Origin of the sequence: Spirosoma rhododendri (genome assembly GCF_012849055.1) — a bacterium.
GTDB classification, from domain to species: domain Bacteria; phylum Bacteroidota; class Bacteroidia; order Cytophagales; family Spirosomataceae; genus Spirosoma; species Spirosoma rhododendri.
Genome location: NZ_CP051677.1, coordinates 1,297,819 through 1,319,157, shown reverse-complemented (window position 1 = coordinate 1,319,157; position 21,339 = coordinate 1,297,819). Strand labels below are relative to the sequence as shown.

Below are 21,339 nucleotides of genomic sequence, written 5' to 3'. Positions count from 1 at the left end.
ACTCATTCCATGCGTCTTCTCTACACGGTTTGGTGTGCTGTGGTGCTGGTGGGGCTGTATCTGCTGCTCTTTCCGGCGCAGTTCGTCTGTTTGCAACGGACCGCGTGGAAGCCGACAGCGCACTGGATCAACCGGTTGTGGGGAAAGGTATTTTTCGCGCTGGTGGGTATTCCCGTGCAGATCGAACACCGGTTCCGGCCGGAACCCGACGGGGTATATGTGTTTTGTGCCAACCACTTTTCGTACATCGATATTGCCGCGATGGGTGTTGTTGTGGATAACTACTTCGCTTTTGTGGGTAAAAGTGAGGTGAAGCACATTCCGCTGCTGGGGTATATGTTCGCCAAACTGCACGTACAGGTCGACCGGGAGCAGGCCAACAGCCGGGCTTACTCGCTGGCGAAGTCGATTCGGACACTGGCGTCGGGGCGTAGCATTATGATCTTCCCGGAGGGCGGCATCGTCGCTAAAGACATCCCGCAGATGCGCCATCCGTTCAAAGACGGCGCGTTTATCATGGCAATTCAGCAGCAGGTGCCCATCGTCCCGATTACGTTGCTGACGAATTACCAGATCCTGCCCGACGTCCCAACAATTCGGATGCGTCATTACCCGTTACGCGCCGTTATTCATCCGCCCATTCCCACCACCGGTTTGACGCAGGACGATGTAGAAACGGTAAAAGAGCAGACGTATCAGATCATTCAGGATGAATTAAATTTGACAAGCAAACAGGCTATATTTTAAACACAGAGGCACGGAGATAACAGAAAATGTTGTGTCTGACTCTGTTAGCTCCGTGCCTCTGTGTTTAACCAAACTCGTTGATTATGATTACCCCCGAACTCCTGCACAAAATCGCTCACCTCGCCCGGCTGGAAGTCCGGCCCGAGGAAGAAGCCGGTATGGTCAACAGCCTGAACGACGTACTGACGTGGATGGAACAACTCAATGAAGTTGATACGACGGGCGTTGAGCCACTGACGCACATCTCGCTGGAAACCAACGTCCTGCGCGACGACGTCGTCGCTAACCAACTCCCCCGCGAACAAGCGCTGACCAACGCCCCCCAACAGGACGGGCAGTTTTTCGAAGTGCCGAAGGTATTAGAGTAGCTGGTGGCTGGCTAATAAGCTCTCCGTAGATTCGCCACACAAGACGCTAGACGTCAGACAGTACGAACATGACTTCACAACTCGGTAAATGGCTGATTAGTATTGTGATGACAATGGTCATACCCATAACGGGTATCATCTATTGGGGTGCGACTAATTTGAGAGGGAAACTCTGCATTGCTCTTACAGGAGTGTTGATCAACATCGGGCTGGCTTTCTGGTATAGTTGGCTCGATCGTCGCCCCAAAAGCTTCACTGACTGGATAAGGAATTAGGTGTAGTCTAACGAGTTAATTTTCTGGACGCAGCCGTAGGTATGAAATAAGTACAACGCCCAGCTACCAATAGTAGTAGCTGGGCGTTGTACTTGTTGAGTAGTCAGTAACCTATGTAGCAATAGTGAACTAATGTTCTACAGCTTTCGGAAAAAACCGTGGGAGTATTCATTGCCGTACAATGAAGCGACCTTCTCGGGTCTGTCGGCGAAAAAAGCGTCACAGGCCAGCTTAACGCCGGGATTCGCATCGGCGCCTTTATCCCCTGTTTGGTCGTCGTGGTAATCCATCAGGACAACGACGGCTCCGCGAGACAGGCGCGGGTAAAGGTGAGTCAGGCAATGCAGCATGATTTCGCGGTGCTGTTGTGGCTCCCCGCCGAAACCGCAGTCGATGTGCGCAAAGCAAATCTGCTCCGGCAGATTCGCCGGGAGGGTCTGCTCAAAGTAGCCCTTGTGCAAAACCGGCTGTTTGAGGTTCGCTCTCTCAAAGTTGCTGACTAACTCCTGCTCGATGTTGCCTTTGAACGAGAAATGGGTGTCGAAGCTATCGTACAAATGCAGCTGCTTGTCGCTGTTATGATCGGCAATTATTTTCTGGAATAGCAACGCACACTGACCGGTGTAGCAGCCCAATTCCACGACGTCGCCGGGAACATGATACGCAATGACGGCATCCAGCAAATGAAAATAATTGATCCGCTGCTCCACCGAGTTCATATCGGTAGTCCAATCCAGGTGCTGGTGCAGAGTGTAGCGTAAGCCCAGCGACTTAATCAGCGTATTGCCTACCCGGCCCAGAAAGCGTTTGTTACCAATATGTATATACGGCTCCTGCGTGATAAAGAAGTTATCCATTTCGAGTAGGTACTGCTAGCGGTGAAGATGGGCGCGGCCAGTTTGATGGACCATCGCGCTGCCGATTTTGCAGCATAATCTATACCAAACGACAAATCGTATACTACTGAATGGAGTCTGACACTAAATGTACCAGGCGCAGTGTCTTCGCTTGCTCTATATCACGAGCGCAAGGCTATACGCTGTACCCGGCAGCATCCTGCTGTCTGGAACAATGTAATGGGTTATAGGAAGCCTATTACTGCGCCCGTAGGTCGACGCGGGCGGTGTCATCTTCGCCAGTATCGACACCATTATTTGGGGTTGAATCTGGGTCAGACGGGGTCGATGCGGTGATTTCTGACGTGCAGGTACCACTACCAGCGGCCGTGATGCGGGCCTGAAACTGGAGCGTGACGCTGCCGCCCGACGCGATGGAATCGACCGTGCCGAGGGCTCCGTTCTGCGTGGCGGTCATGTTGGTGCCCGACGCAAACGTCTGGCCGTTGGGCAGGTACGCCCGCGCTGATACGTTCGTGGCCGTTGCGCCCCCCCGGTTGTAGATCGTCAGCGTGTACGTAACTATGTCGTTGACTTTCGGCGTACGGTTGCTTACGGCGATGCCCAGACTCAGGTCAGCAGTGTTAGGGTCGGGCGTGGGTTGATTGCTTTGTACAGCGGGTAGGGGCGTCTGATTCGGGTTGGGCGATGCGTAGACGCTGCTGCCGCCACCCCGTGTGCGTAAATCGGCCTGTGCCGCGTCGTCCTGCCCGTCGCCGGTGCCGGAATTGGGCTGGCTGTCGGGGTCGTTGGTTTCGGTTTGCGCAATCTCGGCGGCATTCCGGTAGAGTCCGTCGGCGGTGGGCTGGGCGGTGAAGTTCAGGCTGGTACTATTGCCTGCGTTTAGTTGAGAAATTACGCCCGTCACGACACCATTCGCTACTGTTACACCCGTGCCGGATACAAACGCCAGGTTGGCCGGGAGCCGGTCGCGTACGACGATATTGGAACTGGTTACGGGGCCGTCGTTGCGAACGGTCAGCGAGACCGTCACAACATCGCCAACCGAGGGTGTGCGCGCACTGATATCCATGCCTAAGCTCAGATCGGCATTGTTACCCTGCGAATTGATTTCAAATGAGTTGGACGGTACAGCAGGTAGTACTGGCGACGTTGATACAACCCGCAGGCTATACGAGCCGCTGGTGTAGGTGCTGGGCAATGTGACCGTGATGGGGCTGCTGCTGCCACTACCCAGCGTGGCCAGATAATAGCCATTTGAGCCGATCAGCTGCACCTGCCACTGATTATCGCTGTTGAACGTACCGGTCGTGGCAAATGACACGCTGATCGTTCCGCCTGGTACTACATACCGCGCCACGTTGCCGGTAGCGGCAAACTGCGTCGGAGTGATCGGCGTGGCATTTTGAAAAAAGTTGCCATCCAGACTGGCGTTCCAGTTCCGGGCGAAGCGCGATAGCCCCATTTCCACCGGAATACTATTCGGGTTGAGGTAATACCGGGGGTGCACGTCGGGCCGGAAGCTGTTGCGGAAATGGACGTCGGTATTGCCAGCGTTGCGGTTCTGAATCGTATCGTTGTATGGCCCCGGATATACGCTCAACCCCTGCGTCAGGATAACCGCGTTTTGTTTGTCGATTACCGCCTGCCGTGTTACCGAACCGTCGAACGATGCCCGCGCAACGACCCACGGAATGTTGCGCCCGTTGAAATCCTGCCGCGATCTCTGAATCACATTGACCAGTCGATCGTAGTAATACTGGATGCTGGAGTTGCCATTGCCGAAGTCATATTCGGCCTCACCCTGGTGCCACAGAACGGCCCGCACACCCGCCACCGACAGGTAGTAATTCTGAACGTTTTTCAGGTTGGTGTAGGGTTGCAGGTTAGGCCAGTCTTCTGTGCAATTGTAGCGGTTGCAGGTTGGTTGCCCGTTGGCCGTCTTGTACCAGTTCTCGACCGTTGAGCCGTCCCAACCTGCCACGTAAAACGCAACGGGGACGTTGAACCGATTGACGATGTAGTCGCCCAGCTCGCCCCATCCCCACGAACTTTCGGCCATTGGAAACACCCGCCGACCCGCTGTCAGTGCCTTATAAACAGGCACCGGCGATGGATCACCGGATGAAAACAACTGCTTGCCGGTACCGGCCGGGTAATAATGGTTGATGGTATCGATGGCATTGACCCGGTCGGTAGCCGTGCCGAGGTCGTTGTCGCCCGAACCTAGTCCGCGCGCGTTCGACTGACCGGCTGTTACGAACACCTCGCCGATACCAACCGGCTGAACGCTCGCCCGCGCTGTCTCGGCCCCACCGGTAATCGTGCGGACTGTCAGCACGTACCAGCCGCCCGTACCGGCGACGGAGCCGATAAACAGATTATTCGTCGGGCTGGTCTGCACGATCTGCCAGTCGGTTGCCGTGCCCTGCCCGGCCGTAACGGGGGTCAATTGCGCTTCGACCCGGTCGACGGCCCCCGCTATACGCCCAGACACGTAAATCCGGCCGTTGTTGCTGCCGTCCCGCTGCACAACCAGCCGGGCCATGGGGTGTGAAATCTGAAGCTGTGCAGTTGCAATCAGGGGAAAAAATAGCAACAGAAAAAGACAACGAACGGGCAGCGACATGAGCAGGTGCGAAAGCCAGATAGAAAACAAAAGTAATGCCTTCGGACGGGTTTATGCCGGATTGTTAGTAAAGCGCCCTATCGGACACGGATCTGAAGTTGGGCGGTATCGTCTTCGCCGTTGGTCAGGCCATTGTTCGGTATTGAATCGGGATCGGCAACGCTGGCCGCGCTGATTTCGGCCCGGACAATGGCTGGCTGTGCGGTAGTCGCTTTTATCATGACAACGACCGGCGTGGTCTGGCCGGTTGCCAGCGTACCCGTGACTGTTAGCGAAATCGAACTACCGGCTGCGCTGCCGTCGGCCAGCGAAACCCCGGTAGGGAGTGCCAGCCGCAGGGAAATTCCGGTTACCGGCCGGCCTCCCTGATGTGTGACCAGCAGCGACAGCGCCGTTGGCGCACTGGCCATGAGCACCGGCTGACTGATTTGCATCGACAGGCTCAAATCAGCTTTGGTCGAGTCGGAACGGGGCTGGTTGGTCAATACGGCCGGTAATGGCGTTTGGAATGGATTGGGCGATACAAACACCGCCGGAGCGACCTGCGCGGTGCGGAAATCCACCGACGCCATGTCGTCTTCACCATCGCCCGTGCCGGAATTTGGAATAGAAGTTGGGTCGAACTGATCGGCGGCTGTTACCTGCGCTGTCGGCCGGTACGTGCCGGGCAGTGTCGGGCGTAGTAGCAACGAGTACGTGACCTGGTTGCCAGGGCCGAGTTGGGCAATCTGGCCTGTTAGTTGCCCATCGGTCATCGACAGGCCGGCCGTCGACAGGAGCGTCAGTTCGGCTGGTAGCCGGTTTCCGACCGATACGTTCGTTGCTGTTTCCGGCCCTTCATTCCGCACCGTCATGTACAGTTGCAGTGGGTCGCCGGGCTGCACAACGCGCTTGTCGGTTATGAGCTGCATGGTCAGATTGGCCGGGGGGATATTGGTAAACACGTAGGTGCCGCTACCGACGGCAAACACGATACGGTCGCCATCCTGCCGCAGAAATACCAGATCCGGCGATTCCACGGCCCGCCGACCGCCTTCCCAGACCAGTTCGGGTGCGCTGGCCGGTACCGCCACTTCGGCGCGGCAGTTGCCCGGCACCGTCACCGACCAGCGGAAGCCGCGTGCGTTCTTCTGCCAGTCGCTGCCGATCAGGCCATACGGCGACGAATGGCTGGCACTGACCCGGCTCAGGTCGCCAACGGGGGTTGGAACCATACTCAGCCGCCGGAAACCGGGTTCGGTTTGTTTAATACCGGCCACGTTTTCATACAACCACACCAGCAGATCGCCCAGCAGCATCACGTGGTTACCGGAATTCATAAATGCGCTGGCGGTGTTGCCGTTCCAGAGTTCCCAGATCGTGGTGGCTCCCTGTTGCGTCATGTAGCCCAGGCTGGGGTAGGTGGTATTGGTTGTAATTTGATATGCCAGATCCGGGCGGCCAAGGCTGGTCAGTGTACGCATCAGCCACTGTACGCCCACCACACCCGAACTGACGTGGGTGTTGTATTCCCCCGTCAGGCGGTTCAGCAGATTTTTCGTAACCCGATCGCGCCGGTCGTCGGGCACCATGCCGAAGGCCAGCGGTAGCACGTTGGCAGTGGTCGTGTTGTTGGCGTATTGCTGTTTGTCGGTGTCCCAGTGGTTGCGGTTAAACGCGTCCTTCACCAGCCCCGCCCGTTCGGCAAACCAGGCTCGGTCGGTATCGTTGCCGGTGATGGTAGCGAAGCGTTCGAGCAGTTTCAGAACATAGTAGTAGTGCGTCGATCCCAGCACATCGCCGGGTGTTTTGCGGGTCGGGTCCTGCGTAATGATTACCTCGGGCGCTTCGGGTGGCACGGCCCAGTCGCCGTATTCGTCTTTCCAGTAATTGTAGTTCTGCTGATACCGGTCGATGTACTGAATCCAGCGTTTCATCGATGCGTAGTGCTGGCGAATTGGGCCGTCGTCGCCGTACTGATCGTACAGCATATTGGCGATGGACGCGTAAGCGGCTGGCCAGGTAATGTTGTCGGTATAGGTTTTCCAGTACGACGGAGCGACGTCGGGAATGCTACCCTGGTCGGACTGGGCGTCTTCGATGTCGCCGAGCCACTTGGCATACAGAGCCTGATTGTCGTACAGGAAGCTTTCGCCCTGGGCGCCCGTCGTGCGGTCGCCGAGCCAGCCCAGCCGTTCGTCGCGCTGCGGGCAGTCGGTCGGGATACCCTGGTAGTTACCTTTGATACCCCAGTCCGCATTGGCCACGATCTGATTCAGCAATGCATTCGATGAGGTGAACTGCCCATGATGCACCATCTCGTCGTAGACCACGCAGCCGTCGAACTGATCGGCGGTAGGCATTGTCGGGAAACCCGATAGTTCGACGTAGCGGAAGCCGTGAACCGTGAAGCGGGGTTCCCAGACTTCCGGGCCATCGCCCCGCAGCGTGTAGACGTCGGTTTGCTGCGCCGACCGGAGATTTTCGGTGTACAGTGAGCCGTCGCCGGTCAGGCCCTCGGCGAAGCGCATCGTCAGGCGGGTGCCGCGCGGACCACTTACCCGCATACGTACCCAGCCGGTCATGGTCTGGCCCATATCCATGATATACACGCCGTCGCGCAATGGCCGGATCGAGCGGGGGCGAAGGGTTTCCATAACCCGAATCGGCGGGTTAATCTGGCTTTCCAGCCGACTCGCCGGGGCCGCGACCGACTCAGCCGCCAGCCAACCCGAATCGTCGTAGCCGGGCTGGTGCCAGTTGGTCAGTTCGTGGGTCGCGTCGTATTCTTCGCCGTCGTATTCGTTGTTGGCCCGGATCGGTCCGTCGGCCGTCACTTTCCAGGATGTATCGCTGATAATAGTTTGTTTGCTGCCGTCGGTATAGGTCACTTCAAGCTGAAACCACAGGCGGGGCAGGCCGTAGTGCGTTGTTTCGGGCAGGCCCGACTGGTTGAGCCGCATCCGGAAAAAGTGACCGTTCCCCAGCGTAATACCCAGCGCATTGGTACCCTGGCGGAGCTGGGCCGTGACGTCGAAGGTGTTGTAAAAAACGCGCTTGTTGAATTCCGTCGGGCCGGGAGCCAGCACCTGCGTGCCGATGCGCTGCCCGTTGAGATGCAGTTCGTACAGGCCTAACCCGCAGATATAGGCAGTAGCCTGCCGGATGGGCTTACTGAGCTGTGTTTCTTTTCGAAAATACCGCGCTGACAGCCGGGTGCGGTTGGCCGTGGGCTGATCCCAGGGAAACGTTTGCTCCAGCCCGATCCACTGCGCATGCCGGTCGCCGGGTTGTACCAGTCCCATCGTCCAGGTGGCAGGCTGGCTCCAGTCCGACGTTACGCCGTTGGTCGTCGTCAGTTGCACTTTCCAGAAGTAGGCTGCCCGGCTGGTGAGGGTTTGGCCACCGTAGGGCACCCAGATCGACCGGTCGGACTGCACGACGCCGGAGTCCCACAGGTCGCCCTCATTGCGGCTTAATTTCGCGGCTGAACTGGCGACCAGCACGTGATAAGACTGTTGAATCAATCCTCGTTCGCCCCCGCTTACCTGCCAGCCCAGTCGGGGTTTGAGTGTTTCCAGCGCGACCGGGTTGGTCAGGTTTTCACAGCGTAATGCTGTCGCACTGATCACATTTTGCGCTTTCAGGGAATACAAACCGAGCCAAAGCCAGCAAACGAAAGCCAGTAGCGAACGCGACATAGAAACGAAGGGTAAAAGCGTATAGTAGTACGCTTGATACATTTCCTATGCCGAACGTTGCCAAATGTGCCTGAAGTCAAACGAGTGGTCATAAAACGCAAAAGCGGATGTTGCCACCCGCTTTTAGGTCAGACTAACTTTTATAATTAAGCTGCTTTCTTTGAAGAAAACCCGTTGCGCAAGGATTGCATGGCTTCTTCCAGTAGAAAGCCACGCAGACTCAGATCTACATCGATGTCAGGCCAATGAATGCCCGCTGCCGACAGCGTATAGGCCGATAACTGCTGATCGCTGGCCTGATGCAACAGCGAGTAATCAGATAGCGACCGACTGATTATTTGTCGGCTGGATAGTACGATGAGGAACATATCCAGTTCACGAAGACAGACAAACCGGGCAATCTGCAACCCTTCCTCCGCGATCAGCACATCGACCGGATCGTCGTAAACGAGCGTCGCTTCATCTGAGTCTTGTAACCAGTTCGCCAGTCGACTACTAATCGAAGGTGTTGTACTAGGCGTTGATGATCGTTTCATAGTGGTCAGAAATAATCGTTACGATATCACGAATCTCACTCTTTTTAAAGCCTCGACTGTACGTCATATCAATTTCAGGTACCAGCACGAATCGGGCTTCACTGCCTCCTTTTGAGACATGAATATGAATTGGCTCGTGTTCATTTAGATAAAAATAAAAACGATACCCTCTGATCAACAATACGGTAGGCATACTCAAACCTACACTTTTCCGCGCAGGAAATCGGCGGTGAAGTTTTCGCCTTCGGGTAGCTGTACCATCTGCTCGGGCGTACCCGTAAACGTGACGTAGCCGCCCGTTTCGCCACCGTCGGGGCCGAGGTCGATGATGTGATCAGCGTTTTTGATGACTTCCATGTTGTGCTCGATGATAATCACCGAGTCGCCCTGATCGACCAGCGCGTTTATGGCGTCGAGCAGCTTGCGAATATCGTGGAAGTGCAGGCCGGTCGTCGGTTCGTCGAAGATAAACAGCGTGCTGCCTTTATTAGGATTACCCTTGCCGAGAAACGACGCTAGCTTCACCCGCTGCGCTTCTCCGCCCGACAGCGTATTGGCCGACTGCCCCAGCCCGATGTACCCCAGCCCGACCGCCTGCAACGGTAATAGCTTATCGGCCATTTTCGGATCGGCGGTGCGGAAAAAGTCGACGGCTTCATCGACGGTCATGTCCAGAATGTCGGATACGTTTTTGCTGTCGAGCGTGACTTCCAGCACTTCCTGCTTGAATCGTTTGCCGCCACAGCCTTCGCATTTGAGGTAAATGTCGGCCATGAACTGCATCTCGATCTTGACCTCACCCTCGCCCTGACACACTTCGCAGCGGCCCCCGTCGACGTTGAACGAGAAATGGCTGGGTTTGTAGGCGCGGGATTTCGACACCGGCTGATCGGCCATCACCTGCCGCAGGTAGTCGTAGGCTTTGATATACGTAACCGGGTTCGACCGGCTCGACTTACCAATCGGGTTCTGGTCGATCATTTCCACGGCCAGAATCCGGTCGAGCGATCCTTCGAGGGCGTCGTACTTGCCGGTTTCTTCGGTGGCGTCGCCCCGCTGCCGCATCAGGGCCGGGTACAATACCTTGCGAATCAGTGTACTCTTGCCCGACCCCGACACGCCCGTCACGACGGTTAGGTTGTTGAGCGGAAAACGTACCGATACGTCTTTCAGGTTGTTCTCCCGTGCGCCTTTCAACTCGATAAAATTGGCTGATTTGCGCCGGAACGACGGTACGGGTACGGTTTCGCGGCCCGTCAGGAAGTCGAGCGTGTGCGACGGATAGTGTTCGTCGGTGGTTGCGTGATTGTCGCCGTTTACGACGTCCTGCCATGTGCCCTGAAACACGAGGTGCCCACCCAGCGAACCGGCGTCGGGGCCAATGTCGATGAGTTGGTCGGCCGCGCGCATCACTTCTTCTTCGTGCTCCACCACGATCACGGTATTGCCCATGTCGCGCAGCGATTCCAGCACACTCACCAGCCGCTTTGTATCGCGCGGGTGTAGCCCAATGCTGGGTTCGTCCAGAATGTACATCGACCCGACCAGTGCCGATCCGAGCGACGTCGCCAGCTTGATGCGTTGATACTCGCCCCCCGACAGCGTGTTGGTCAGGCGGTTGAGCGTCAGATACCCCAGCCCGACGCGTTCCATGTAGTCCAGCCGGTTTTGTACCTCGACCAGAATACGGTCGGCTACTTTTCGCAGGTGGTCGGGTAGTTCGAGTTCGCGGAAAAAAGCAGTGGCTTTGTCGATGGGCATCAGTACCAGATCGGTGATGCTCTTGCCGCCGACTTTCACGTAGCCCGCGTCTTTACGCAACCGTGACCCCCGGCACTCCGGGCAGGTGGTTTTGCCCCGGTAACGCGACAGCATCACCCGGTACTGCACCTTGAACGTCTGACTTTCCACGAAGTTGAAAAACGTGTTCAGACCGTCGAAGTATTTGTTTCCCGTCCAGAGCAGTTCCTGCTCGGCGGGGCTAAGATCTTTGTACGGTCGATGGATGGGGAAGTCGAAGCGGATGCCGTTACGAAGCAGTGGTTTCAGGTATTCGGCGCTCATTTTCTCACTCCGCCACGGCATGATGGCCCCCTCGAACACCGACAGGTTTTTGTCGGGGATAACCAGATCGGGGTCAATGCCCAGTACTTTACCGAAACCGTCGCACCGGCGGCACGCACCGTAAGGGTTGTTAAATGTGAACAGATTCACGCTTGGCTCTTCGAACGTAATGCCGTCCAACTCGAACTTATCGGAAAATGTCCGCGACTCCTTGCCAACAATGTCGACGCGGCAGGTGCCGTTGCCCTCGCTGAAGGCCGTTTGTACGGAGTCGGAGAAGCGGTATTGGTTGTCTTCGTCGGGTTGCCCGGCTTCGTCGTAGATCACCGTGCCCCGGTCGACCAGGATCTCCAGCGGCTGCGATACCAGCTTATCGGTTTCGTCGGGCTGTTGCAGCAGTTCTTCGATAAATTGAACCGCTCCGTCGACCGCAATCCGGGTATAGCCCTTCTGAATCAGAATGTTCAGTTCCTGCGAGAGTGTACGGCCGTCGTGCAGCCGCAACGGAGCGAGAATCATTACCCGCTGCCCAGCCTCGAAGCTATACATATAATTGACCACGTCACTGACGGTGTCTTTTTTGACTTCGTGGCCCGAAATGGGGGAATAGGTCACGCCCACCCGTGCAAACAGCAGCTTCAGGTAGTCATAAATTTCGGTCGAGGTGCCGACCGTCGAGCGGGGGTTGCGGGTCGACACTTTCTGCTCGATGGCGATAGCGGGCGACACACCTTTGATGTATTCGACTTCCGGCTTTTCCATCCGCCCCAGAAACTGCCGGGCGTAGCTGCTCAGGCTTTCAACGTACATCCGCTGCCCTTCGGCAAACAGGGTGTCGAACGCCAGCGACGACTTGCCCGACCCCGACAGACCCGTCAGGACAACGAGCTGATTGCGGGGGATGGCAACATCAATTCCTTTCAGATTATGTACTTTCGCCCCCTTGATGATGATGTATTGCTTGGGGTCGAGATGGTCGACGGAACGCGGTGATTCGACTTCCGGTATATGAGTCATTCGGCGATTTTTCAGGCTATAAACTATCTAGGTTTTAACGGTTTTACGGCGCGATAGGTTCTTTCTGAGTCGAGCTGAACAACTATGGAATTTGCAACAGACGATTTAATCCGGCTGACAGTCGCGCTGGTCATGGGCGGGCTGATCGGGGCCGAGCGGGAGTACCACGGGAAAGCCGCCGGGTTTCGCACGATGATTATGATTTGTGTGGGGTCGGCCCTGTTTACGATGGTATCGAACCGGATGGGCGGCACCGGCGACCGCATTGCCGCCAACATCGTCAACGGTATCGGTTTTCTGGGGGCGGGCATCATCTTTCGTGAAGACAATCGGGTGAAAGGGCTGACCACGGCTGCAACGGTCTGGGCCGCGTCGGCGTTAGGTATGTGCGTGGGCAGCGGTCACTTCGACATAGCCATGGTGGGCTTCGTCTTTATTTTCAGTTCGCTGCTGTTGCTGGCGGGAGTGGCCAAGCGGATCGAGCGCTTAAATCAAACTCGTGATTATAAAATTGTTACGCCGTTCCGCCACAAAACCCTGAACCAGTACGAATCGTTGTTTCAGACGTGCGGTCTGTCGCCGACGCGGGGGCAGCAGCAGCGCATCGGCACCGAGATTATCGGACGCTGGCGCGTCGATGGGTCGCAGGCAAACCACGAGCGTTGCATCGAACGGTTGCTCAACGACCCGGAGGTAAAAGAATTCACGTTCTGATTTCGTTTCTATTTTTGTAATCTATAGACTATCAAACCAGCTCATGCACTCGCTTCAGAAGTTTCTGTTACTCATAGCTTTGTTTAGTAGCACGGTCGCTTTCGGGCAGCTAACTGCCGACCCCGAAGACCGGCGCGAGCAGGGCAAAGACCCCCTGCGTACGCAGACGCCCGAAGGCCGGCCACTGCCATTCAGTCAGCGGCTCCGCTTTGGGGGTGGTATCAACAACCTGCGCTTTGGTAATCCGTTCAGCATTGGCGTGTCGCCCGTAATTGCCTACCAAACGACTGAGCGACTGTTACTTGGTGTGGGTGGCACATACGCTTACACGCGCTACAAAGCCATTTCGAATACGGGCGCGACCGTGCCGTTCCAGACCTACAATCAGTACGGCGGACGTGTATTTGCCATGTACGAGTTTATTCCGTCGATTCTGCCGAACCTGTACCTGCATGGTGAAGTGGAAAACAGTTCGATTTCGGTGCGTAACGATCAAAGTGGTGCCACCGGCAACTACAGCCTGACCGCTCCGCTGCTTGGTCTGACGTACTCCCAACCCATTTCGGGCCGATTCGGTATCAACCTGACAGCTCTGTACAACCTGAATTACAACCAGAATCAGGCCGTGGCGCAGGCAATCTATGGTAGCCCGCTGGTTATCCGGCTGTCGTTCTTCTAGCAGAAATCGAGTCCTATTCCGACTTCCATACACACAGAAAGGCCCGGCTGATTATCAGCCGGGCCTTTCTGTGTTCGGTCATATACCGAGTACCGTAAACTGAATACCTTAACCATCCTACGGCATGGTGTCCCAGATGATGTCGGCGATGCGCTGCATACCGGCGTCGTTGGGGTGGGCGGCAACACCCGCATTGGCGTACTGACTGGCGAAGTAGGAGGGTACACCGACCATACTTTTCAGTTCAGCCAGTGGAACGCCTTTTTCGGCAGCTACCTGCCGGATGACGGCGTCGGCCTGCGGCCGATTCCATACGCTTGTCGAGCAGATGATTTGTACCGGTCCTCCTGCGTTCTGCCTCAGGAAGTCGAACAGCACCCGGAGGTTACCCGCCAGATTATTTTGCTGAACAGCGCCCTCGTCCATGTTTTCGCCAATACGAACGAAGACAATGTCGGGCTTGAACTCCTGAAGGGGCGTCAGAAACTCGGTGACACTGTAGCCTGCCTGCCCAAACTGCCGCTCGAAAGCACCGCCCGAAACCATTCGGAGCTGTACGTTGTCGCGCAGGCCGTTCAGCTTGGCTTGCAGCAGATGCGTATAATCTTTGTCGAGTGCCGACGCAGCCATGCCGTTGAAATTATTCCATCCCAGATTGGGGGCGGGGCCGTGGCTCATGATACTGTTGCCAATGACCATCATGCGCTGGAAATAAGGCGTTACCGTTGCCTGCGCCGTCTGCGAAGTCAGGTCGTTGATCCGCGTGCGGGCCAGCATCGGCTTCTTCGTAACGACGGGTACCTGATCGCCTTTCGTCCAGGTGGTACCGTTGTCGTACGAGTACTCCGTATAAGCCCCGCTTGGCATGTTGCTTGCAGAGAGCTTCAGGGTACTGCCGTAGGCTGCCGAGCCGCTTTGCTGGTTAAAACTCGGAATCGGTAAGCCCTGTGGCGTTGGTGCCGGCGTGTTGATGGGCGTCGTAACGCGCTGAATTGTGATGGTGCGGCACGAGGGGTCGGTCAGGGCCGCAGCCGATGTAGTAGCCGGCTCGACCTGGGCGCAGCCGAACTGCCAGAACGAAAAATAAAGGAGGTAGGTAAGGCCAAAACGGATAGCGCCCGTTCCGACTCGTAGATGCCTGAGAAGCTGATTCATGCCGAAGATTATTACTAGCTGACCAGCCATGAGGCTAAAAGTGTGCCAACCCGACAAAACTGTCAACAGACAGGACAAATCAGTTGACCCGCTGAACATCAGCAGTATGATCGCAAAAACGGACATCTGCATATAAAAACCAATTGAGAAAAAAGCGGACCCCTCACCAAATAGAGTGCCAATCAACGGATTAATACGAATACTACCCAGAAAGACTACCCAACGGAATGCTGTAATTAGTTACCTTTGACTCTATTCATAAACTTAACCTATGCTGTTCAGTTCGGCAATTTTTCTGTTTCTGTTTCTGCCGGCCTTCCTGATCGTTTATTACCTACTACCTAAACGATGGCACAACGCGTTCCTGTTTGGGGCTAGCCTAGTATTTTACGCAAAGGGTGAAGGCATCGTTGTTTTGGTACTGCTGCTATCGGCCCTGATTAATTACGTTGCCGGACAACTCATTGAGCAGGGCAGGCGAAAAGCCGGGTTGTGGCTGTCGCTGGTCGGGAGCCTGTCGCTGCTGTTTTACTACAAGTACGCCAATTTTCTGTTCGATTCGGTACGGGGCTTTGCCGAAGCGTTTATGTTTCCCGTATCCAGCGATTTCACGCTTGCCCAGATTGCACTGCCTATCGGTATTAGCTTTTACACCTTTCAGGGGATCTCCTACACGCTCGACATCTACTGGGGCCGTATCCGGGCCAACAAAAGCTTTCTTGACTACGGTACGTACGTAGCCATGTTTCCGCATCAGATCGCGGGGCCAATCGTGCGGTACGCTGATATTGCCCCCGAGCTGACCGAGCGCACCACGACGCTGGAGAAGTTTGGCATCGGGGCCGAACGGTTCGTGATCGGGCTGGCCAAAAAAGTGTTGATCGCGAATACATTCGCCAACATCGCCGACACCATTTTCAACGCCAACGCCAACAGTTACGGTACCGCCACGGCCTGGATCGGTATCATTGCTTATTCACTCCAGATCTATTTCGATTTTTCGGGCTATTCCGACATGGCGATCGGGCTGGGGAAAATGGTCGGTTTCGATTTTAAGGAGAACTTCAATTACCCATACATCGCGAAATCCATTCAGGACTTCTGGCGCCGGTGGCATATCTCGCTATCGAGCTGGTTTCGCGACTACGTGTACATCCCGCTGGGCGGAAACCGGGTCGGGAATGTCCGCACGTATGTCAACCTGCTGATCGTATTTCTGGTGACGGGCCTCTGGCACGGCGCCAGCTGGAACTTCATCATCTGGGGTTTGTACCATGGGGCATTCCTGCTCATCGAACGGGCTGGGCTGGGCAAATGGCTGGCGAAGGTATGGGCGCCGATCGCTCACCTGTATACGTTACTGGCCGTACTGATCGGGTGGGTCTTTTTTCGGGCACTGACCCTCACCGAAGCGATTGATTTCCTGAAAAAAATGGTCGGTGCCGGGCCGGAACTGCCTGATACACTTGCTTATCCGCCCGCTTTCTTTTTAAATGCCGAAGTACTTGTCACGTTTATTATCGGCATCATTTTCGCTACCCCCGTATATCATAAATTTCAACAAAACTGGTTTCGGTTACAAACGCGGTCACTGCGACCTACTCCGCACTACCTGTTTGATTCGGTTTATGTGCTGGGGCTGGTTTGTCTGTTTGTGATGTCTGTTATGTATCTGGCCGCTGATACATACAATCCATTTATCTATTTCCGATTTTAGCCACAGTTATGACCGCCTATCCGAAAAACGATCGTCTCGATGCGCCCAGGCCCGTGTTTACGGCGGGTGTACGTCGGCCGTCGCTGCGGTTTCGGGCCATGCTGGCGGGCTGTTGTTTTGCGGTGTTGCTGCTCATGCCGGCGCTCGATCAGTGGCTGCACCTGTCGGTCCGATTTCAGAGTACCGAGAAGCGTGCATTGGCGGCTCGGCCTGAACTGCACTTTCCGCACGTGAAAACGTTTGTGCGCGATTATGAGCAGTATTTCAATGAGAACTTCGGCTGGCGCAACGCGCTGTTCTACGCCTATAGCCGCTGGAAATTAAACATCCTCGGGCAGTCGCCCCTGCCCGAAAAAGTGGTGATTGGCAAGAACGGCTGGTTTTACCCCGGCAATTACTTTGCTGGAATCGTTGATCAGCACCGGGGTATTAGCCCCCTGCAACCGCAGGAACTGCGGGCCATCAACAATCGACTGACGTACTACCAGAAACAGCTGGCCCGGCAGGGTACGAAGCTGTATGTGATGGTCGTGCCGGACTCGTACACGATGTATCCCGAGTACCTGCCCGACGATATCAGACGCGCGGATAGCCTGTCGAATTTAGATCGGCTGAGTACCTACCTGAAAAAGAAATCGGCTGTACCGCTGATCGATATAAGACCGGCCTTGGGTGTTGCCAAGAAAGAGCGTCCTATCTACTGCCAGACGGATACGCATTGGAACGATTTCGGATCGCTGATCGGATCGCTGGCGATGGTCGACCGGCTCCGGCTGGATTTTCCGCAACTGACCGACCCCTGCCCAACCGATTACCGGATTAGCCCCAAGCCGGGCGTTGGTGGCGACCTGACGACGATGATGGCCCTGCACAGTGCTTATCGGGACTCTATCAGTTACGCCATTACGCCGACTGCCGGGCTGGTGGCGCGGCAAACGATGAATATACCGAATCCGGAGATGAACCTGCCGTCGTCGCGCTTCGTGGGGCCGAGCCCCGCCATGCCCCGGCTGCTGTTTATCGGCGATTCGTTCAGTTACAGCATGAATCAGTTCGTACCACAGTATTTTGGCGAAAGTTTTCTGGTGCGCAGCAATCGGCTGAACATGGCACTGGCACGGGCCGAACATGCGGATATTGTCGTCGTCGAAATCGTTGAGCGCAACTTGCGTAAACTGGCTGATCTATAACATCGTATTTTTGCGTTCGCTTACACGCCGGGTGCGTACGTATTAGTCCTGAATGAACACTTCTTTTCGGTTTAAACTGGCCGCGTTTGCGTTTACGGGCTTGCTTCTGCTGCCAACGCTCGATCAGCTACTGAACCTGTCTGTCGCCTTTAAGAGTACCGAGAACCGGACGCAATCGACATTGCCTTCGCTGCACTTTCCCCACGTACGCAGCTTTGTACAGCAGTTTGATCGGTATTACAAGGAAAATTTCGGCTGGCGCAACGCGCTGTTCTACACCTATAGCCGCTGGAAACTGAACATTCTTGGACAATCGCCCCTGCCCGAAAAGGTAGTGGTCGGCAAAAACGGCTGGTTCTATCTGGGAAACAGCTACAACCACGTTGTCGATCAGCACAGGGGGCTACTGCCTCTCTCGGCCGACTCAGCCCAAACTATTGCGCGGCACCTGGTTGATACGCAACAGGAACTGGCGAAGCAGGGAATTCGCTTTTACGTGCTGATTGCGCCTGATTCCCACACGATCTACCCCGAACACCTGCCCGAGGAGCTTACCGTCAGCCAACAGCCATCCCGACTCGATGTGCTGGAAACGGCCATGCGCCAGACCAGCGTGCCGTTCGTCGATATTCGCGATACGCTGATGGCGGCCAAAAAAGAACACGTGGTTTATTACCAGACGGATACGCACTGGAATGAGTACGGTACGCTGATTGGTAGTGCGGCCCTGCTGAATCGTATCCGGCAGGATGTGCCCGGCCTGCCTGCCCCCCGCCTGACCGACTACCACATCGAAAAACAGCGCGGTCTCGGCGGTGACCTGACGACAATGCTGACCGTGCAGAAGGAGCACACAGACCCGGTTTATTACGTAGTCGAACCGGTACCGGCGCGCAAGGCACGACAGGTGGCCGAAGTGCCTAACCCTGTGTCTGGCTTTCCGTCGGTGCGGTTCACCAACGCCAGCGCTGAGAAATTACCCCGGCTGCTGTTCATCGGCGACTCGTTCAGCCACAGTATGATGCAGTTTGTACCGGGTTACTTTCAGTCGGCTTATTTCGTGCGTGGCCGACACCTCGATCCTGCGGTCGTTGCCGCTGAAAAACCCGACGTCGTCGTTGTGGAGATTGTAGAGCGGAACATCAACGAGCTTGCCACGTTATAGCTGCCCGTGCGCTGACTGCGCCTTCTCTGCCGTATATACGGGTAGTTTACCTAAAATCAGATCGGCGGCTTTCTCGGCAATCATAATGACGGGTGCATTGGTATTGCCCGACACAATCGTTGGCATAATCGACGCATCGACTACCCGCAACCGGTCAACCCCCCGCACCCGCAGCTGATCGTCGACAACGGCCAGTTCGTCGCTGCCCATTTTGCAGGTACCAACCGGGTGATATACCGTTTCAAGCTGCCGCCGGACGTGGGTCAGAATCGTTTCGTCTGATGCCCGGTCAGGGGGTGTCAGCAGGCATTGATGGTACGGGCTGAATGCATCGGATTCCAGTACCGCAATCGCCTGCCGGACGCCTGCCAGCAGCACCCGCACGTCGTCTTCGTGGGTCAGGTACTGCGGGTCGATGATGGGCGCGTCGAACGGATTGGCCGACCGCAGCCCCACCCAGCCCCGGCTTTTGGGTTTCAGCAGCGTTGGCAGGATGGTATAGCCGTCGGTACGGGGGTAGGTGGCCATGTCGTATACGTCAGTAGTGTAATCATCGCCGAAGTGAACCGGTGCGAAGTGCAGCTGCATATTTGGCCGGTCGGTGGCTCCGTCGACCCGGGTAAAAGCGTTGGCTTCCAGTGGGCTGCTCGTCATTGGCCCTTTCTTGCTCACCATGTACTGCACCAGGGCCTTCAACTGGTTCAGCGGTTTCAGCGATGTGTTACCCGAAACAGCCTGCGAACAAAGACTGCTGACTCCCGTAAAGACGTGATCCTGGAGATTCTGCCCCACACCCGGCAAATTGAGCAGGCAGTCGATGTTGTGCTGCCGTAGGGCATCGGCCGGGCCAATCCCCGACAGCATCAGCAGCTGGGGTGAGTTGAAGGCACCAGCCGCCAGAATAACTTCGCGCTGCGCTTCCGCCCGCTGAACGGGTTGTTTGCCCACCGAAAACTCGATGCCGGTGGCCACTCCGTTGCGGCACACAACCCGGTGCGTATGGGCGTGCGTGATAACCCGCAGATTAGTCCGGTTCAGAATAGGTTTCAGAAAGGCCGCGGCCGTACTGTGTCGCCGGGCGTTGCGGATCGTAAACTGTAAAAGGCCCGCGCCCTCCTGTTCCCGCCCATTGTAGTCGTCGTTCCGCGCTATGCCAACCTGCTGACAGCCGTCGACGAAGGCACTGGATAGTGGAGTGCGAAACTGCTGCGCGAACGTTACGTTCAGCGGACCCTCAGTGCCGTGGTAAGTGGGGTCGAGCTGATCGTATTGCTCGTTGTGCTCCGACCGGATGAAGTAAGGCAGTACGTCGGCATAGCCCCAGCCCCGGTTTCCCAGCGCGGCCCAGTCGTCGTAGTCGAGCCGGTTGCCGCGTACGTACGCCATCGCGTTGGTTGAACTGCTGCCGCCCAGCGTTTTGCCGCGTGGCTGGTACATCCGCCGGTTGTCGACACCCGGTTGTGGTTCGGTCCAGTACCCCCAGTCGACAGCCGTGCCGTTGAGTTTACTGTAAGCCGCCGGGATATGAATTTCCGGCTTGGTATCCGGACCACCCGCTTCAACCAGCAGAACAGAAATGGCCGGATCAGCCGATAGCCGGTTGGCAAGCACACAGCCCGCCGACCCCGCACCCACAATGATATAGTCAGCCTTCATAGTTGTTTTTGGTCAGAGGAGTAGATAAAATAGAAAGAAATATTGTAGTCTTATTTACTGACTAACAGGCGAATAGGCACAAAAAAAGGGTAGCCCTGTACGGGTACCCCTTTATCAACAGCAGATTGATGTACTACTTACGCGGGCATGTCGGCCAGCACGGTAACACCACCTTTGACGCGGTCGCCGATGGCTACCTTAACATCGGCATCGAGCGGCAGAAACACGTCGACGCGCGAACCGAATTTGATAAAGCCAAACTCGCTACCCTGCTCAACGGGTTGCCCTTCTTTCACGTACCAGATGATGCGCCGGGCCACGGCACCCGCAATCTGCCGCAGCAGTACTTCGGCTCCGTTGGCCAGTTGAATAACGACCGTGGTACGCTCGTTTTCCGTACTCGACTTGGGGTGCCAGGCTACCAGATATTTACCGGGATAATACTTGAAATACCGCACGACTCCCGTCACCGGATTCCGGTTGACGTGTACGTTGAGGGGCGACATAAAAATAGACACCTGCCGTCGGCGACTCTTGAAATACTCCGTCTCGTCGGTTTCTTCAATCACGACAATCGTACCGTCGGCCGGGGCTACCACGTGCTGTTCGCCCGTTGTGAGCGGCCGGGTCGGAATGCGGAAAAACTGGACGACCAGTACGAACAGAATCAAACTGGCTACGGCTAACAGCGCAATGGCTGTGGTATTGTCGGAAAACAGGAAATAGTAAGCCAGCAGATTTAGAGCGAGCAGAACCAGCCCCGTTACCAGCATAATCGTGTTTCCTTCCCTATGTAAGCGCATCGAGTCGAGAGTGAAGTTCAAGATAAAGCCGGGTAATCGACGTTGATTACCCGGCCGAATAGCAAAAATCGGAAATTACCCGGCTGA

16 protein-coding genes are annotated in these 21,339 nt (G+C 56.1%); 7 read left to right on the top strand and 9 right to left on the bottom strand.

Going from position 1 to position 21,339, the window contains the following annotated elements:
• Positions 1 to 9 precede the first annotated feature (9 nt).
• Together HH216_RS05220 and gatC are read left to right on the top strand one after the other, a co-directional pair.
• Entirely contained in the window at positions 10 to 747 is a 738-nt protein-coding gene (locus HH216_RS05220; RefSeq protein ID WP_169549838.1) for a lysophospholipid acyltransferase family protein, read from the top strand.
• 83 nt (positions 748 to 830) lie between these two features.
• Entirely contained in the window at positions 831 to 1,115 is a 285-nt protein-coding gene (gene gatC, locus HH216_RS05215; protein ID WP_169549837.1) for an Asp-tRNA(Asn)/Glu-tRNA(Gln) amidotransferase subunit GatC, read from the top strand.
• A gap of 412 nt (positions 1,116 to 1,527) precedes the next feature.
• On the opposite strand, the gene HH216_RS05210 is transcribed toward gatC, so the two are convergent.
• The 6 genes from HH216_RS05210 to uvrA form a co-directional block, all read right to left on the bottom strand.
• A complete protein-coding gene (locus HH216_RS05210) occupies positions 1,528 to 2,247 on the bottom strand; it encodes a TylF/MycF/NovP-related O-methyltransferase (protein ID WP_169549836.1) in 720 nt (239 codons plus the stop codon).
• A gap of 238 nt (positions 2,248 to 2,485) precedes the next feature.
• Positions 2,486 to 4,795 (bottom strand): sialate O-acetylesterase, encoded by a 2,310-nt coding sequence (locus HH216_RS05205; RefSeq protein WP_254448693.1) that lies wholly within the window; start codon positions 4,793 to 4,795, stop codon positions 2,486 to 2,488.
• A gap of 158 nt (positions 4,796 to 4,953) precedes the next feature.
• Positions 4,954 to 8,556: a family 78 glycoside hydrolase catalytic domain gene (locus HH216_RS05200; protein WP_169549834.1), complete on the bottom strand. Its 3,603-nt coding sequence runs from the start codon at positions 8,554 to 8,556 to the stop codon at positions 4,954 to 4,956.
• A 146-nt stretch (positions 8,557 to 8,702) separates the two neighbouring features.
• A complete protein-coding gene (locus tag HH216_RS05195) occupies positions 8,703 to 9,092 on the bottom strand; it encodes a DUF2442 domain-containing protein (protein ID WP_254448692.1) in 390 nt (129 codons plus the stop codon).
• Positions 9,070 to 9,285: a DUF4160 domain-containing protein gene (locus HH216_RS05190; RefSeq protein ID WP_169549833.1), complete on the bottom strand. Its 216-nt coding sequence runs from the start codon at positions 9,283 to 9,285 to the stop codon at positions 9,070 to 9,072. Before HH216_RS05190 ends, HH216_RS05195 begins: the two co-directional genes overlap by 23 nt.
• An 8-nt stretch (positions 9,286 to 9,293) precedes the next feature.
• The gene (gene uvrA, locus HH216_RS05185; protein ID WP_169549832.1) at positions 9,294 to 12,173 is read right to left on the bottom strand and encodes an excinuclease ABC subunit UvrA; all 2,880 of its coding nucleotides are present in this window, start codon (positions 12,171 to 12,173) and stop codon (positions 9,294 to 9,296) included.
• An 84-nt stretch (positions 12,174 to 12,257) separates the two neighbouring features.
• On the opposite strand from uvrA, the gene HH216_RS05180 reads away from it, so the two are divergent.
• Both HH216_RS05180 and HH216_RS05175 read left to right on the top strand, forming a co-directional pair.
• A complete protein-coding gene (locus HH216_RS05180) occupies positions 12,258 to 12,887 on the top strand; it encodes an MgtC/SapB family protein (RefSeq protein ID WP_169549831.1) in 630 nt (209 codons plus the stop codon).
• 43 nt (positions 12,888 to 12,930) lie between these two features.
• Entirely contained in the window at positions 12,931 to 13,566 is a 636-nt protein-coding gene (locus tag HH216_RS05175; RefSeq protein WP_169549830.1) for a hypothetical protein, read from the top strand.
• A gap of 117 nt (positions 13,567 to 13,683) precedes the next feature.
• Here HH216_RS05175 and HH216_RS05170 read toward each other — a convergent pair whose 3' ends face one another.
• A complete protein-coding gene (locus HH216_RS05170) occupies positions 13,684 to 14,721 on the bottom strand; it encodes an SGNH/GDSL hydrolase family protein (protein WP_169549829.1) in 1,038 nt (345 codons plus the stop codon).
• Between the two features lie 271 nt (positions 14,722 to 14,992).
• Here HH216_RS05170 and HH216_RS05165 point away from each other — a divergent pair, with 271 nt between their 5' ends.
• From HH216_RS05165 to HH216_RS05155, 3 genes are read left to right on the top strand one after another with little or no spacing between them, the layout of a single operon-like run.
• Complete coding sequence (locus HH216_RS05165; RefSeq protein WP_169549828.1) at positions 14,993 to 16,438, top strand: MBOAT family O-acyltransferase; 1,446 nt, start codon at positions 14,993 to 14,995, stop codon at positions 16,436 to 16,438.
• 8 nt (positions 16,439 to 16,446) lie between these two features.
• A complete protein-coding gene (locus HH216_RS05160) occupies positions 16,447 to 17,628 on the top strand; it encodes an alginate O-acetyltransferase AlgX-related protein (protein WP_169549827.1) in 1,182 nt (393 codons plus the stop codon).
• A gap of 52 nt (positions 17,629 to 17,680) precedes the next feature.
• The gene (locus tag HH216_RS05155) at positions 17,681 to 18,793 is read left to right on the top strand and encodes an alginate O-acetyltransferase AlgX-related protein (protein ID WP_169549826.1); all 1,113 of its coding nucleotides are present in this window, start codon (positions 17,681 to 17,683) and stop codon (positions 18,791 to 18,793) included.
• Here the strand turns inward: HH216_RS05155 and HH216_RS05150 are convergent.
• Together HH216_RS05150 and HH216_RS05145 are read right to left on the bottom strand one after the other, a co-directional pair.
• Positions 18,788 to 20,449: a GMC family oxidoreductase gene (locus HH216_RS05150; RefSeq protein WP_169549825.1), complete on the bottom strand. Its 1,662-nt coding sequence runs from the start codon at positions 20,447 to 20,449 to the stop codon at positions 18,788 to 18,790. The two genes, HH216_RS05155 and HH216_RS05150, sit on opposite strands and share 6 nt — an antisense overlap.
• A gap of 137 nt (positions 20,450 to 20,586) precedes the next feature.
• Entirely contained in the window at positions 20,587 to 21,252 is a 666-nt protein-coding gene (locus HH216_RS05145; RefSeq protein WP_169549824.1) for a phosphatidylserine decarboxylase family protein, read from the bottom strand.
• Positions 21,253 to 21,339 lie beyond the last annotated feature (87 nt).

What these genes read in the sequence shown, in the direction of transcription:
- HH216_RS05220 (WP_169549838.1), top strand. Translation starts at nt 10, where the DNA reads ATGCGTCTTCTCTACACGGTTTGGTGTGCTGTGGTGCTGGTGGGGCTG.
- gatC (WP_169549837.1), top strand. Translation starts at nt 831, where the DNA reads ATGATTACCCCCGAACTCCTGCACAAAATCGCTCACCTCGCCCGGCTG.
- HH216_RS05210 (WP_169549836.1), bottom strand. Translation starts at nt 2,247, where the DNA reads ATGGATAACTTCTTTATCACGCAGGAGCCGTATATACATATTGGTAAC.
- HH216_RS05205 (WP_254448693.1), bottom strand. Translation starts at nt 4,795, where the DNA reads ATGGCCCGGCTGGTTGTGCAGCGGGACGGCAGCAACAACGGCCGGATT.
- HH216_RS05200 (WP_169549834.1), bottom strand. Translation starts at nt 8,556, where the DNA reads ATGTCGCGTTCGCTACTGGCTTTCGTTTGCTGGCTTTGGCTCGGTTTG.
- HH216_RS05195 (WP_254448692.1), bottom strand. Translation starts at nt 9,092, where the DNA reads ATGAAACGATCATCAACGCCTAGTACAACACCTTCGATTAGTAGTCGA.
- HH216_RS05190 (WP_169549833.1), bottom strand. Translation starts at nt 9,285, where the DNA reads ATGCCTACCGTATTGTTGATCAGAGGGTATCGTTTTTATTTTTATCTA.
- uvrA (WP_169549832.1), bottom strand. Translation starts at nt 12,173, where the DNA reads ATGACTCATATACCGGAAGTCGAATCACCGCGTTCCGTCGACCATCTC.
- HH216_RS05180 (WP_169549831.1), top strand. Translation starts at nt 12,258, where the DNA reads ATGGAATTTGCAACAGACGATTTAATCCGGCTGACAGTCGCGCTGGTC.
- HH216_RS05175 (WP_169549830.1), top strand. Translation starts at nt 12,931, where the DNA reads ATGCACTCGCTTCAGAAGTTTCTGTTACTCATAGCTTTGTTTAGTAGC.
- HH216_RS05170 (WP_169549829.1), bottom strand. Translation starts at nt 14,721, where the DNA reads ATGAATCAGCTTCTCAGGCATCTACGAGTCGGAACGGGCGCTATCCGT.
- HH216_RS05165 (WP_169549828.1), top strand. Translation starts at nt 14,993, where the DNA reads ATGCTGTTCAGTTCGGCAATTTTTCTGTTTCTGTTTCTGCCGGCCTTC.
- HH216_RS05160 (WP_169549827.1), top strand. Translation starts at nt 16,447, where the DNA reads ATGACCGCCTATCCGAAAAACGATCGTCTCGATGCGCCCAGGCCCGTG.
- HH216_RS05155 (WP_169549826.1), top strand. Translation starts at nt 17,681, where the DNA reads ATGAACACTTCTTTTCGGTTTAAACTGGCCGCGTTTGCGTTTACGGGC.
- HH216_RS05150 (WP_169549825.1), bottom strand. Translation starts at nt 20,449, where the DNA reads ATGAAGGCTGACTATATCATTGTGGGTGCGGGGTCGGCGGGCTGTGTG.
- HH216_RS05145 (WP_169549824.1), bottom strand. Translation starts at nt 21,252, where the DNA reads ATGCGCTTACATAGGGAAGGAAACACGATTATGCTGGTAACGGGGCTG.